Origin of the sequence: Bordetella tumulicola, assembly GCF_965138755.1 — a bacterium.
Lineage (GTDB): Bacteria > Pseudomonadota > Gammaproteobacteria > Burkholderiales > Burkholderiaceae_B > Bordetella_A > Bordetella_A tumulicola.
In genome coordinates this window covers 1-13,532 of the sequence record NZ_CBCSFP010000017.1, presented here as the reverse complement: position 1 = coordinate 13,532, position 13,532 = coordinate 1, and the positions used below count along the sequence as shown (strand labels likewise).

Below are 13,532 nucleotides of genomic sequence, written 5' to 3'. Positions count from 1 at the left end.
ATTGATGTGCCTGATGCGATTGAGTGAATCCTGATATGAGGGCGATCAATTCAGATTGATTTTCTTGGAAGAAAGCGCAATCTCGTTCGTGGCTTGCATTTCGATGCCGTTCTCGAAATTCAGAAAGAGCGTGTCTCCGCTCAAACGAATGAACCCATCGGCAGTCAAGCGCAGCTCCGATTTTCCGACCTGAACATGGAACTCGCCATTCGAGGTCATGGAAACCGTGTTCGCAGCGTCCACCGAGATGTGGGAACCCGACGTCAGCTGTATCGAATGACCGGCGCTTTCGACGATCGTGCCGCCCACTGTCACGGTCTTGGTCAGGCCCACGAACTGGGTCTTGACGCCGGCGGTGGCCTCGTTGATGGCCTGGTCCGCGAACAGGGAATAAACGCCGCGCCCCAGCTGGTTGATGCCTGGGATCGGCAACGCCTTGGCCACGTCAGCAATACCCGCCACCAACTTGCGGAACGAATCGGACAACACGCGTCCCACGCCGCTGGGACCCACGTGCAGCATCATGTTGCCGTGCACCGACTCACTGTGATTGCCATCGACCTCGATGGCCTTGTGGTTCCCCACGGACTGCACCCAGTTATTGTCGATCCGCTCGGTATGGTTGTTCTTGGTCTTCTCGTTGCGGTCCTTCTGAGCTAGAACGTAGATTTCTTCCTGGCCGGTCTTGTCCTCGAATCTCAGGGCATTGGCCGTGTGATAGTTGCCGCCAGGGCTAGAGCGCGTATAGATGCCCATCTGAGTTTCGTTGTCAGGCAGCTTCCAGGGCGGCATCTTCGCCGCGTTGTACACCCGTCCCGTGATGATCGGGTAATCCGGATCTCCGTTAAGAAAATCCACGATTACCTCGTCGCCAATACGTGGCACCTGGATCGCGCCGAAATTGCCGCTGGCCCAACTGGTGGATACACGGATCCAGCAGGAGCTGTTCTCGTCGCGCTTGTCGTAGCGGTCCCAGTGGAAATGCACCTTGACCCGGCCGTACTCGTCGGTCCAGATCTCCTTGCCCTGCGGCCCCACTACCACCGCGGTTTGCGGGCCCCTGGAACGCGGCTTTTCGGTGATGCGGGGCGGCCGGAACGGCAGCTTCGTATCCTGCACCGTCAGGTTGAACAGGCACCTGTGGCCCTGCGAGGCATCGTTGCCCACGGAGCTGTAGTTGTTTTCCTTCAGGTCGTAGCGCGTGGCCAGCACTAGATACTCGCGGTTCTCTTCCGTGCGCGGGCAGCCGGTCAGATTGAACAGCGATCCGGTGGCCACGCCCCGGGCCGTGCTGCGCAATGTACGGGTGTTGCGTACGTGATGTTGTTCCTCCATGCGCTGGCGTGCGTAGCGCTCGCCCAGTGGCGTGTCGCCGTAGTTACCGGGCCAGTCGTATACCTCGGCCTGGCTGTGCTCATGGGGTAGCTGGATTTGCTGGCGGGCCTTCAGGTCGGCATTGGGTGTGACGAAGTTGTAGTCGTTGGTCGTGTACCGGCCGGGCCGCAGGCCCTCATACACCGCCATCCGGGTCATGTAGTCCTGTTGCGGCAGCGTCAGCTTGTCTTCGGGGAAATACCGGACCTGTTCATAGCCAGCCACGGTCTTGTGGCTCTGCACCTCGTCGCTCATCACCAGGGTGTGCTTGTCCTGGGCGTGTCGAAAGTAGTAATGGATGCCTTCGGCTTCCAGCAGCCGGCTGACGAACTGGAAATCGCTTTCGTCGTACTGCACGCAATAGACGCGCGGCTCGTAGTTTTCGGCCAGCTCGAATTCGAACGCGTAACCGTAAGGCGCCAGCACCTGCTTGATAGTGTCCGGCACGGTCTGGTTCTGATAGATGCGGAATTCCCGCTTGTGCGTGGCTAGCCACAGCCAGGGTACCGCCACGGCCTCGTAGGCGAAATAGCGATCCGTGTCGTCGGCCTGGCCCAGCAGTGCAAAGCTGGCGATCACGCCGCCGAGATACCTAGGCGTGGCCGTGGCTTCTATCGTCAGGGTAAGGGGTTGCCCCAGCAGGCTTCCGACGTCGACCTGCATCGAACGGTGCAGCAGGCGCACCCGGTATTCGGACAAGGTAGACAGGCCGTCCGTGCCTTGCATGGTGTCGAACAGAAATCCGGAGGGCTCGGCACCGACCGAAACCCGGATCATTCGGTCCGTATTCAGCATGTTTGATAGGTCTGCAATCGAGGGCATCTCACCCCGCGTGGATGAGCGATACACCATTCTGAACTGTGTAGTCATGAAGCGTTAGCGACCTGGCATACTAAAGGAACCGCGGCAGGCGCATTCCCTAAATTTGTTTTCAAATGGACATATATAATTCTATATGTAACCACAAGAAAAAAATAAACGAACCGCTGAGCTGGATAGGACAAAATCGGATGGTGCGCGCGAACTGATCCTCATCTGTCAACGAGGGAGCGTGCAGGACCGTCGGGAAAGTGGTGGTAACAATATTTTGTTTCAATAAGAGATCGACGATTGGTGGCAAATTGCCATGCGGCCAGTGGGTCAGATTTGCGTGCAAATCAACACCGACAGCAGTTATCGCTGCTCACTGGCACGCTCACGTGCTAACCCCGAGGCACGTCCGTTTCGATACGATTACCCCGGTCCACCGATAAGGGGAAACCTGGATAGGCGAGCCGGGATTTTTTGGGCAAATTCGCATCTTTGATTTTTGATCAAAGATCTGAATGTCTACTCACCCTGACCTGGCACCCCTGGTTCACACGTCGGTCAACGAAGCGGTGTATCGCCGGTTGCGCGACCACCTGATGCGCGGCGACTATGCCGCCGGCGAGGTGCTGGGCATACAGGAGTTGGCCGACGCGTTTGGCACCAGTGCCATGCCGGTACGCGAGGCCTTGCGCCGGCTGGCCGCGCAGCGCGCCCTGGAACCCATGAAAAGCCGTTCCATGCGCGTGCCGGTTATTTCGCGCACCCGACTGGAAGACATCCGACGCGCCCGCTTGCTGATCGAAGGCTCGGTCACGGCCTGGGCGGTTGAACACATCACCAGCGAGGAACTTCAAGCGCTGCGCGACCTAGCGGCGCATATCGGCCAGTCACTGACCGACCGCAGCTCGGTGGCCGACGGTCTGGAAAACAACCAGCTTTTTCATTTCACGATTTACCGTGCGGCGCGTTCGGACTCGATGATGGCCACCATTGAAAGCCTTTGGCTGCAATCGGGCCCCTATCTGCGCGCCACCCGTGAACTGATGCATTCTGATGAACGGCCAAGCGCCGAATTCCATGCCGCCATCGTGCGAGCGATTGCCCAACGCGACGCCAACAAAGCCAGGGCAGCGATGGAACGCGATATCTGCTGGGCTTTCGATAAATTGACGGCACACCGCAGCATGCTGGCCGGCGCCTGACGCCTGCCCACGCTTTAACAGGATCTGACATGTCTTTGCACAAACATCGTTCCCGCATGGTCACCGATGGCTTGACCCGGGCACCGCATCGCGCTTTCTTGCGCGCCACTGGTTTCGACGATGACGCCCTGAAAAAATCGGTAGTCGGCATCGTCAGCACCCAGGGCGAGAACACCCCCTGTTCGATGGGCCTGGCGCCCCAGGCCGACCGGGCTCGCCTGGGAGTAGCCGCCGGCGGCGGCGTGCCGGTGAGTTTCTCGACCATCTCGGTATCGGACGGTACCTCGATGAATCATGCTGGCATGCGCATGAGCTTGCTGTCGCGCGAAACCATTGCCGACAGCGTCGAACTGGTCGTGCGCGGCCACGCCTATGACGGGTTGGTTGCGTTCGCCGGCTGCGACAAAACCTTGCCGGCCATGATGATGGCCATGGTGCGGCTGAATGTGCCGGGCGTGTTTCTGTATGGCGGCGCCACGCTGCCGGGCCATGCCCTGGGCGGCCAGGCCACCATCCTAGATACCATTGAAGCCGTGGGTCGCGTCCAGCACGGCACGATGACGGCCGTCGAACTGAAAGCCATGGAACGCACGTGCACGCCGTCCGCGGGTTCGTGTCCGGGCCAGTTCACCGCCAACACGATGGCCATGGTGGGCGAAGCTTTAGGCCTGTCGCCGCTGGGTTCCGCGATGATGCCGGCGGTTTACAGCGAACGCCTGGCCATTGCTCAGCAGGCGGGTCAGCGGGTCATGCGCATACTGGCCGATGGCGGCCCACTGCCGCGTGACCTCGTCACCCGCGCCAGCCTTGACAACGCCTGTGCCGCCGTCGCCGCAACGGGCGGGTCCACCAACGCCGCGCTGCATATTCCCGCTATCGCGCACGAAGCCGGCATACGCTACACGCTGGACGACGTGGCCGACGTATTCCGCCGCACGCCCTTGATTGCCGACCTGCAGCCCGGCGGGCGCTTTCTGGCCCGCGATCTGCACGAAGTCGGCGGCGTGCCGGCCGTGCTAAAGGCATTGCTGGCGAGCGGCTACCTGGATGGCAATGTGCTTACCCTGGACGGCCGCAGCCTGGAACAGGCGCTGGCCGATGCCCCGGAACCGGACGGCCAGGTTGTGCGGCCCTGCACACAAGCCATTCATCCTTCGGGAGGTGTTGCGGTGCTCAAGGGTAATCTCAGCCCCCAAGGGGCGCTGCTGAAAATTGCCGGCCTGAAGTCGCTGCAATTTTCCGGCCCGGCGCGGGTGTTCGAGAATGAAGAAGACTGCATGCGCGCGGTGTCGCAGCGCACCTATCGGCAGGGCGAAGTGCTGGTCATACGCAACGAAGGCCCCAAGGGCGGGCCGGGCATGCGGGAAATGCTTAGCGTAACGGCGGCGTTATATGGGCAAGGTATGGGCGAAAAAGTGGCGCTGCTGACCGATGGCCGTTTTTCGGGCGCCACGCGCGGTCTGTGCATCGGCTATGCCGGGCCCGAAGCTGCGTCAGGCGGACCCATAGGACTGATACGCGATGGCGACATGATTCATATCGATGCCCGGGCCAACACGCTGAATGTGGATCTGAGCGATACCGAACTGGCAGCCCGACGTGCCGACTACATGCCGCCCGTACGGCCGCAATTAGCCGGCGCGCTCGAGAAGTATGCCTTGCTGGTACGGCCGGCGCACGAAGGCGCGGTAACCCATTCCGGCAATGTGCAATGGCCTTATGAAACTCCGGAGACAGAATGAGCATCACCCTGGCTTTTTGCGGTATCGGACTGATGGGTGCGCCCATGGTGCGCCGCCTGCTTGCGGCGGGACATCGCGTACGGGTATGGAACCGCAGCCCCGCAAAGGCCCAGGCCCTGGTGGCCGACGGCGCCGAACTGGCGGCAACACCGGCCGAAGCGGCGCATGGCTGCGACGGCGTGTTCCTGTGCCTGACCGACGAACGTGCCGTGTACGACACGGTATTTGGTGCACAAGGCGTACATCACGCCGGCGGTGCTTGGCTGGTGGATCATTCCAGCATCGCTCCGGATGCCGCACGCCGCTATGCCGCGGAACTGCGGCAAATCAGTAGCCGCGTCTGGGTGGATGCACCGGTTTCAGGGGGCGTGGCTGGCGCCGAGGCCGGCACCCTGTCCATCATGGCAGGCGGGCCGGCCGACACCATCGACACGGCGTCGCGATACATGCGTGCCTACGCCGGCCGTATCACGCGCATGGGTGCGGTGGGGGCGGGCCAAGTCACCAAACTGTGCAACCAGACTATCGTCGCCAGCACTGTGAACGCGGTCGCCGAGGCGGTCGCGCTGGCCCAGCGCAGCGGCATCGACGCGGCTGCGTTAAATACCGCGTTGGCAGGCGGCTGGGCCGACTCCACCCTGTTGCAGACTTTCGTACCGCGCATGACCGGCCCTATCGACCAGCCGCTGGGCTCGGTGGCCACCATGCTGAAAGACGTCGAAAACGTGGCAGCCTTGGCGCGCGTCACCGACACCGAATTGGCGGGCCTGAACGGCGTGCTGGCTAGCTATCGGGCGGCCGCCGCGCAAGGCCTGGGCAACGCCGACCTGTCCGACATCGTGCGGGTTGCCTGGCCCGAACGCCCCGCCTCTCACGAGAAACCACGATGAAACTGGCTGCCAATCTTTCGCTGCTGTACCCGGGGCTGCCGTTGGCGCAACGCATGGCTGCGGCGGCGCGCGACGGCTTTGCCGGTGCGGAAATATTGTTTCCCTACGACCTCGCCCCCCGTGAGTTGGCCACGATGCTGCGCGACCATCGCCTGGAACTGGTGCTGGTCAACACGCCGGTGGGCTCGGCGGGTGAAAAGGGGCTGGCTTGCTTGCCAGGCCGGGAAGACGATTTCAGCCATGCATTGCAGCGCGCCCTGCAGGTGTGCGAGGCCACTGAATGCCGGATGATTCACGTCATGGCGGGCGTGCCGCCTGCCGGTGCCGTGCCTAGCGCCTGCCGCGCCACGTTGATCAGCAACCTGCGCAAAGCTGCCAAGCGGGCGCAACAAGCAGGCGTGACACTGACGCTGGAGGCGCTGAACCGCACTGACTTGCCGGGCTATTTTTACTACCGGCCGGATCAAGTCGCCGACATTATCAACACCGTGGGGCACGATGCAGTCGGCCTGCAGTTCGATCTTTACCATACCCAGCGTGAAGGTCTGGACCTGGGCACGACGCTTGACGACGTGCTGCCCCTGGTGCGCCACGTACAGTTTGCCAACCCGCAGGGACGCCACGAGCCCGACCCCGCCTCTCCTGCCGTAGCGGGTGCACTGCGCAAGCTGGCAAACCATGGTTACGCCGGCTGGGTCGGCTGCGAATACATCCCGAAAGGCGACACCTCGGCCAACCTGGTATGGCGGCACGCCTACCACGCCATACTGGACAATCAAGACACGCCATGAACATTCTCGTTACCGGTGCCGGCGGATACATCGGCCATGCTTTGGTCGAGCGATTGTGTGCGCTGACCGACCTGCCCGGCTATGGGGTGCCGGCCCGGATTACCCTGTGCGATGTGAAACTGGGCGAGCTGCCGCCTGACCCTCGCGTGCGCGGCATTGAAGGCAGCTTTGCCGACTCGGCGGTGTTGGCGGCGATAACAGAGCCTGCGCCCGACTTAGTGTTTCACTTGGCTTGTGTGGCCAGCGGGCGTGCCGAAGAGCAATTCGATTTGGGCCTGCAGGTCAACCTGACCGGCTCGCTGCAATTGCTGGAGCGGTTGCGCCAGCAAGGCAAATCGCCCGGGTTTGTGTTCACCAGCAGCATCGCCGTGTTCGGCGCACCGCTACCCGATCACGTCGATGAGCAAACCCCTGCCGCGCCGGCCTTGAGCTACGGCGCGCACAAACTGGCCATGGAGATTCTGCTGGCGGACTACACACGCCGCGGTTTTCTGCGAGCGCGTACGGTGCGCCTGCCCGGCATCGTGCCGCGCCCGCCCGCGCCTAATGGCGCCTGGTCAGCATTTTCCAGCACGCTGATCCGCTCGCTAGCTGCCGGCCAATCGTGCACCATGCCGGTCGGCCCCGACGCAACGCTGTGGCTCATGTCTCGCACGTGCTGCATCGACAATCTGTTGAACGCAGCCTGGTTAGCCACTCAGGCACCTGGCGAAAAAACAGCCTGGACCCTGCCCGCGCTGCATGTATCGGTGCGGGAGATCGTTGCGGCCTTCGATGCACGAGGCGATGGCACGGCCAGCGCGCGCGTGTGCTATGCCCCCGAGCCGGCTATTGAAGCGCAGTTCGGCAGTCAACCGCCGCTATCCACGCCCGCCGCCTGCGCTGCGGGATTTCGCCACGACGGCAATCTACAGACCTTGCTGGATCACGCGGCCCAGACCCTCTAGGGCCTGCTCACGCTTGCGCCCGCCTATCGTTGCCCATCAAAACACAAAGACCACACGAGGAGACACAATGATCAAAACCCTGGCAAACATCGCAATCACCGGTGCAGCACTTGCCGCGACCTTGCCTGCGCACGCCCAGAAAGTCCAACTGACGGTGTCGAGCTGGCTGCCACCCACGCATGCCGTGGTGGCGGACTTCATCATGCCTTGGGCCAAGGAAATCGAACAGGCCACCGACGGGCGAGTCACGCTGCGCCTGCTGCCCAAGCCGGTTACCAACCCCGCTGGCCACTTTGATGCGGTGCGCGACGGCTTGGTGGACATCTCGTTCGTATCGCATGCCTACTACCCGGGCCGCTTCCAGCTGACCAAGTTCGCCGTGATGCCGTTCTCGGGCAATACGGCGGTGTCGCGTTCGGTTGCCGCGTGGGATACCTACGAAAAGTACTTGCTCAAGGCAGACGAGCACAAAGGCGTGCAATTGCTTGGCATTTATGCACATGGCCCCGGCATTGTGTTCACCACCAGCAAGCCCGTTGCCGACATCGACGACTTTCAGGGGTTGAAAGTGCGCGTGGGCGGCGGCATGGCCGCCGATGTCGCCAAGGCGGTGGGTGCCACCCCGATCGCCAAGCCGGCCCCCGAGTCGTATGAACTGCTAAGCACGGGTGTGGTCGACGGCGTGTTCTTCCCGGCCGAATCGTTAGTGTCGTTCAAGCTGGACGGCCTCATCAAGCATGCGACCGTGTTCCCCGGCGGGCTGTACTCCGATACCCATGCCGTGATCATGAACCGCGACGCTTTCGCGCGCTTGTCCAAGCAGGACCAGGACATCGTGCTGAAACTGTCGGGCCGGCATCTGGCGGAGATCGCCGGCAAAGCCTGGGATAAGCACGATGCCGAGGCCCACAAAGTGCTGGACAGTGGGCGCATACAGGTCGTGAAGGCGGACGACGCCTTGGTGGCGGCGGTGCGCGAGCGCACGCAAGGCTTCGAGCAGGTCTGGCTGGACGCCGCCGCGGCCCAGGGCATCGACGGTCCCGCCGCCCTGGCGTCGTTCCGCTCCGAGATCAAGCAGCTCGACAGCCAATAAACGCGCCCCGGACGCGACGTATCGCCCGGGATTGCCCGGGTGCCCGCTACTGCGAGAACAGCTTGAAATACTTGAACTACGTGATTGAGGCCGCGCTCAGGGCCGTGGCGGTGATCAGCCTGTGCGGCATGAGCCTGCTGACTGTCATCGATGCCACCGGCCGCTATTTGTTCAACCGCCCCATCCTCGGCTCGGTGGAACTGGTCGAACTGATGATGATCGCGGTCATTTTCTCTGGCATTCCTCTAATGACCCGTGCGCGCGGCCACATTACTGTAGATGGCTTCAGCCACCTGTTCTCGGCGCGCGCCGTACGCCTGCAAGACCGTTTCGGTGCCTTGCTCGCCGGCGTGGTCAGCGGCTTTCTGGCCTGGGTTACCTGGAGCAAGGCAGACAGCACCGCCGACTACGGCGACATCACCGCCATGCTGGGTATTCCGCTCGCGCCATTCGTCTACGCCATGGCGGTACTGCTGGCGCTGGACGCCATTTACCAACTATCCAATATGTGCCGGCCCCTATCGGCCCCAGAGGAAACGACACCATGACCGAAGCCTTGATCGCCCTGGGCACCATGCTGGCGCTGGTGTTCGTGCGCGTGCCGGTGGCTTTCGCCATGGCGCTGGTAGGGTTCATCGGCCTGGGACTACTGCGCAACTGGAATGCCGCCTACGCCATGGCGGGATCCGTTATCTACGAAAGCGGTTTCCAGTATTTGTTGTCGGTGCTGCCGCTTTTCATTTTGATGGGCAACTTCGTGACAGAGTCGCGCATGTCGCGCGAGCTGTACGCGGCCGCCCATGCTGTACTTGGGCACCGGCGCGGTGGGCTGGCCATGTCCACCATCGTGGCGTGCGGCGGCTTTGGTGCCATTTGCGGCTCCAGTCTGGCCACGGCAGCCACCATGGCAAAGGTGGCCTATCCTGAAATGCGCCGTATCGGCTATAGCGAGAAGCTGGCAGCCGGGTCGATTGCGGCAGGCGGCACGCTGGGGATCCTGATTCCGCCGTCCATCATCATGGTCGTGTACTGTCTGCTGACGGAACAGAGCATCGGCAAAATGTTTGCCGCCGGGGTACTGCCGGGCATTCTGGCTATAGGCTGCTACATGCTCGCGGTCAGCTGGGTGGTATATCGCGACCCCGCCGCTGGCCCCAAGGGGGAACGCAGCACCTGGCCGCAAATCCGTCAGGCGCTGGGCAAAGTGTGGGCGATTCTTGCCATGATCGCCATACTGATGGGCGGTATCTATGCCGGCGTGTTCACGCCTGCCGAAGCCGCCGGCGTCGGCGCGTTCCTGGGGTTCGTATTCGCCTGCTGCCGCAAGGCCATGACCTGGCGCAAGTTCGTGGAAGTGGTGGTGGAATCGGTCAAAACCACCGGCATGATCTTCGTGGTGATGATAGGCGCGCTGATGCTGGCCAATTTCATCAACTTCACGTCGCTGCCCAGCGACCTGCTGGACCTAGTGGAACGCTACCAATTGAGCCCGTTGGTCGTGATCTTTGCCATCTGCGGCATCTATCTTGTTTTGGGCTGCGTGCTGGAAAGCATGTCGATGATCCTGCTGACCGTGCCGGTGTTCTACCCACTGGTGCAGAGCATGGGTTTCGACTTGATCTGGTTCGGCATCATCGTGGTAGTGGTCACCGAGATCAGTTTCATCACCCCGCCGTTCGGCATGAATGTCTTTGTGCTGCGGGGCTTGCTGCCGGGCGTGTCATCGCAGACGATCTTCCGCGGGGTGACGCCGTTCGTCATCAGTGACATCGGCCGCTTGGCGATCCTGGTCCTGTTCCCGGCGATTTCGCTGTACTTGCCGCGTTTCGTCAGCTAGCACGTGGGCGCTGGTGAGTGCTTCCGTGTCCAGACCGACGTCACTGGGCGGTCGCTTTAGCAAGAGATTCCGGCCGCATATCCGTCCAGTGCTTTTCCACATATTCGAGACAGGATTTTCTGCTCTCCGGGCCAAACGATCGGCTCCAGCCGGCAGGCACAGCAATCAACTCAGGCCATAGGGAATGCTGGCCTTCGTCATTGATTAATACAATATACCGTTCTTGGTCGTTTTCAAATGGGCCGGCCATGAGTGTCATCCTTAGGTTTGTCTGTCTGCGATTTTTGCTTCAGTACGGCAGAAATCATATGTCCTATCGCCGTGAGATTCTCCGGAAGCGCTAGCTCCATGTGCGAACACTCAATCTCATGCGCCATCGAAGAGCCCGTAATATATTTCTGCCACGCCGAAGGATCTTCAGCGCCGTGACTATGCATGGCTTGAAAGAATACCCAATCTACATTTGCTGCAGACGGTCGATGTTCTTCCAATATTGAAGAATTGTTTATCAGTACCTTCTTCAATCTTCCAAAAATCGGAGAAGGAATTTGATCAGCGGGAATCCCGTACTGCGCGAAGATATCCTCCAGCGCTTCGGAGCTTTCCTCGAGCGGGGCGGGCGGTCTTGTCGTGTCGGAAAAAGCGTCGGGATAGCAGTTGAGAAGAACGAGAATAGATCCATCATCGCGAGCGCAGATCCGGGATGCTATTTCTTGCGCGACAAATCCGCCAAACGACCATCCCAGCAAGTAGTATGGTCCGTTCGGAGAAATTTCCCGAATCTGCTCTATGTATTGATCCGCCATTTCAGTAATTGAAATGGGCAAAGCACGCTCTTGCAGTAGCCCTGTGGCCTGTATTCCGTATATTGGATAATTGCGCTCTATCGGGGCCATCAAGCTGGAGTAGCACCAACTCAAACCCGTAATGGGATGCACGCAGAATAAGGGTGGAAATTCGCCTTTGCTTCTAAGGGGAAGAAGCCCCGAAAAGGAATGCAGTGTATCGTTCTGTTGATACAGCCTTTGCGCCAGGCTCGCGACCGTTGGCGATTCGAAAATCGCATGAACAGCGAGTTCAACCTTTAGCGTCGACCGTATCCGGCTGAGCAATCGTACTGCCAGCAACGAGTGCCCTCCAAGGTCGAAGAAGTTGTCTTCGATCCCGACCCGATCCAGGCCAAGTACCTCGGCAAACAGTCTGGCCAGAATCTCTTCTTGCGGCGTGCGCGGCTCCTGGCCCAGGCTGGCCACGAACGACGGCGCTGGCAGTGCCTGACGGTCCAGTTTCCCGTTCGGTGTCAGCGGCAATGCGTCCAGCACCATCACCGCCGCCGGCACCATGTATTCCGGCAACCGAGCGGCGACATGTCGCCGTAGCTCGGCAGGGTCCGGCTCACTACCATCGGTCGCCACCACATAGCCAACCAGTTGTCTCTCGCCTGGGCGATCCTCGCGTACCACCACGGCGACCTGGTTCACCGAAGGGTGGCTCAGCAGTACGCTCTCGATCTCGCCCGGCTCGATGCGATACCCGCGGATTTTCACCTGCCCATCGGCGCGGCCCACAAAATCCAACACGCCGTCCGGGCGCCACTTCACCACGTCGCCTGTGCGATACATCCGGCTGCCCGGCGGGCCAAATGGGTTTGCCACGAACCGTTCCGAGGTCAGGCCTGGTCTGCCCAGATACCCGCGGGCCAGGCCCGCGCCACTGATGTATAGCTCGCCGGCCGCGCCCGTTGGCACGGGTTGCAGGGCGCCGTCCAGTACGTACACTTGCGTGTTCCAGATCGGACGGCCGATCGGTGGACGCTCGGCTCCGGACAGGGGGCTGCTCATCGTGGTGTAGACGGTGGTCTCCGTGGGGCCATAGGCGTTGATCATGCGACGCCCGCCAGACCATTGCCGCGCAAGCTGTTGCGTGCATGGCTCGCCGGCACAAACCAGTTCAATGCTGCCCGGCAGGGATCTGGATGGGATGGTGCCCAGAAGAGAAGGGGACGCCGAAATATGCGTGACCGCATATCGCTCGCATATCGCAACCAGCGCATCTCCCAACAAGTCCTCGCGCCGCGCGGCAATTAAGCAGCCTCCCGACAGGATGCTTACGCAGAAATCTGCAACCGACACATCGAAGCTGGCTGAAGTCGCTTGCAGAACTCGGGTCTCGGTTCCCAAAGGAAGTTGATCGCTCAGGCTTGCCAACAGGCTGGCAAGTCCCTGGTGCGAGACGACGACGCCCTTTGGGATTCCGGTCGAGCCGGAGGTGTAGATGACGTAGGCGGCATGCAGCAGATGAAGCGGTGCGGTGCGCTGCGCATCGGTGGGGTCTTCGGAGGATTGGACCGCGCACTGCGCGATCACGGCCGGGTCGTCCAGCCGCAGCAGTTCGGTGTTTGGTGGCAGGCTGCCGGCCAGCGTTGCGGTCGTGATCGTGCACACCGGGCGGGCGTCTGCCAGCATGAACCGCAGGCGATCCCGTGGATAGGTCGGATCCAGCGGCAAGTACGCCGCGCCGGACTTGACGATGCCCAGCAGCGCCACCACCATATCGAGCGACCGTTCCAGGCACAGGCCCACCACGCTCTCGGGGCCTATGCCGCGGCTGATCAGGCCGTGCGCCAGTCGGTTGGCACGCGCGTTGAGCTCGGCGTAGCTCAACTGCTCGTCCTCGTACACCACTGCGGTTGCCTGGGGATCGCGGCGCACCTGTGCTTCGAACAACGCGGGCAGCGTGGCGGGGTCCACCTCGCGAGCGGTATCGTTCCAGTCGTGCAATATCTGGTGCCGCTCTTGGGCACTGAGCAGATCGATCGATCCGATCGGTTGCTCGGCATTGTCGGC

Annotated in this window: 11 protein-coding genes; 8 read left to right on the top strand and 3 right to left on the bottom strand. The window is 61.5% G+C overall.

Going from position 1 to position 13,532, the window contains the following annotated elements:
- Positions 1–45: 45 nt before the first annotated feature.
- Positions 46–2,244, bottom strand: a complete 2,199-nt coding sequence (locus tag ACNAZS_RS25405) for a type VI secretion system Vgr family protein (protein WP_415793349.1) — start codon at positions 2,242–2,244, stop codon at positions 46–48.
- 455 nt (positions 2,245–2,699) lie between these two features.
- On the opposite strand from ACNAZS_RS25405, the gene ACNAZS_RS25400 reads away from it, so the two are divergent.
- The 8 genes from ACNAZS_RS25400 to ACNAZS_RS25365 all read left to right on the top strand — a co-directional run bounded on the left by ACNAZS_RS25400 (position 2,700) and on the right by ACNAZS_RS25365 (position 10,686).
- Complete coding sequence (locus ACNAZS_RS25400) at positions 2,700–3,386, top strand: GntR family transcriptional regulator (RefSeq protein ID WP_415793348.1); 687 nt, start codon at positions 2,700–2,702, stop codon at positions 3,384–3,386.
- Positions 3,387–3,415: 29 nt separating this feature from the next.
- Positions 3,416–5,128, top strand: coding sequence for a dihydroxy-acid dehydratase (gene ilvD, locus ACNAZS_RS25395; protein WP_415793347.1), 1,713 nt, complete (start codon positions 3,416–3,418; stop codon positions 5,126–5,128).
- Entirely contained in the window at positions 5,125–6,018 is an 894-nt protein-coding gene (locus tag ACNAZS_RS25390; protein ID WP_415793346.1) for an NAD(P)-dependent oxidoreductase, read from the top strand. Before ilvD ends, ACNAZS_RS25390 begins: the two co-directional genes overlap by 4 nt.
- Positions 6,015–6,809 (top strand): hydroxypyruvate isomerase family protein, encoded by a 795-nt coding sequence (locus tag ACNAZS_RS25385; RefSeq protein ID WP_415793345.1) that lies wholly within the window; start codon positions 6,015–6,017, stop codon positions 6,807–6,809. Before ACNAZS_RS25390 ends, ACNAZS_RS25385 begins: the two co-directional genes overlap by 4 nt.
- Positions 6,806–7,756, top strand: a complete 951-nt coding sequence (locus ACNAZS_RS25380; protein ID WP_415793344.1) for an SDR family oxidoreductase — start codon at positions 6,806–6,808, stop codon at positions 7,754–7,756. Before ACNAZS_RS25385 ends, ACNAZS_RS25380 begins: the two co-directional genes overlap by 4 nt.
- Positions 7,757–7,823: 67 nt before the next feature.
- Positions 7,824–8,849, top strand: coding sequence for a TRAP transporter substrate-binding protein (locus ACNAZS_RS25375; protein WP_415793342.1), 1,026 nt, complete (start codon positions 7,824–7,826; stop codon positions 8,847–8,849).
- Positions 8,850–8,911: 62 nt separating this feature from the next.
- Positions 8,912–9,397, top strand: coding sequence for a TRAP transporter small permease (locus ACNAZS_RS25370; RefSeq protein ID WP_415793341.1), 486 nt, complete (start codon positions 8,912–8,914; stop codon positions 9,395–9,397).
- Positions 9,394–10,686 (top strand): TRAP transporter large permease, encoded by a 1,293-nt coding sequence (locus ACNAZS_RS25365; RefSeq protein ID WP_415793340.1) that lies wholly within the window; start codon positions 9,394–9,396, stop codon positions 10,684–10,686. The genes ACNAZS_RS25370 and ACNAZS_RS25365 overlap by 4 nt, the downstream gene beginning before the upstream one ends.
- A gap of 40 nt (positions 10,687–10,726) precedes the next feature.
- Here ACNAZS_RS25365 and ACNAZS_RS25360 read toward each other — a convergent pair whose 3' ends face one another.
- Entirely contained in the window at positions 10,727–10,936 is a 210-nt protein-coding gene (locus ACNAZS_RS25360) for an MbtH family protein (protein WP_415793339.1), read from the bottom strand.
- A partial coding sequence (locus tag ACNAZS_RS25355) for an amino acid adenylation domain-containing protein (protein ID WP_415793338.1) occupies positions 10,920–13,532 on the bottom strand: 2,613 nt, incomplete at its 5' end. The genes ACNAZS_RS25355 and ACNAZS_RS25360, both read right to left, overlap by 17 nt.

Bases quoted from the DNA above. Each gene is read 5' to 3' on its own strand.
- ACNAZS_RS25400 (WP_415793348.1), top strand. From the start codon at position 2,700: ATGTCTACTCACCCTGACCTGGCACCCCTGGTTCACACGTCGGTCAAC.
- ilvD (WP_415793347.1), top strand. From the start codon at position 3,416: ATGTCTTTGCACAAACATCGTTCCCGCATGGTCACCGATGGCTTGACC.
- ACNAZS_RS25380 (WP_415793344.1), top strand. From the start codon at position 6,806: ATGAACATTCTCGTTACCGGTGCCGGCGGATACATCGGCCATGCTTTG.
- ACNAZS_RS25360 (WP_415793339.1), bottom strand. From the start codon at position 10,936: ATGGCCGGCCCATTTGAAAACGACCAAGAACGGTATATTGTATTAATC.
- ACNAZS_RS25385 (WP_415793345.1), top strand. From the start codon at position 6,015: ATGAAACTGGCTGCCAATCTTTCGCTGCTGTACCCGGGGCTGCCGTTG.
- ACNAZS_RS25390 (WP_415793346.1), top strand. From the start codon at position 5,125: ATGAGCATCACCCTGGCTTTTTGCGGTATCGGACTGATGGGTGCGCCC.
- ACNAZS_RS25375 (WP_415793342.1), top strand. From the start codon at position 7,824: ATGATCAAAACCCTGGCAAACATCGCAATCACCGGTGCAGCACTTGCC.
- ACNAZS_RS25365 (WP_415793340.1), top strand. From the start codon at position 9,394: ATGACCGAAGCCTTGATCGCCCTGGGCACCATGCTGGCGCTGGTGTTC.
- ACNAZS_RS25405 (WP_415793349.1), bottom strand. From the start codon at position 2,244: ATGACTACACAGTTCAGAATGGTGTATCGCTCATCCACGCGGGGTGAG.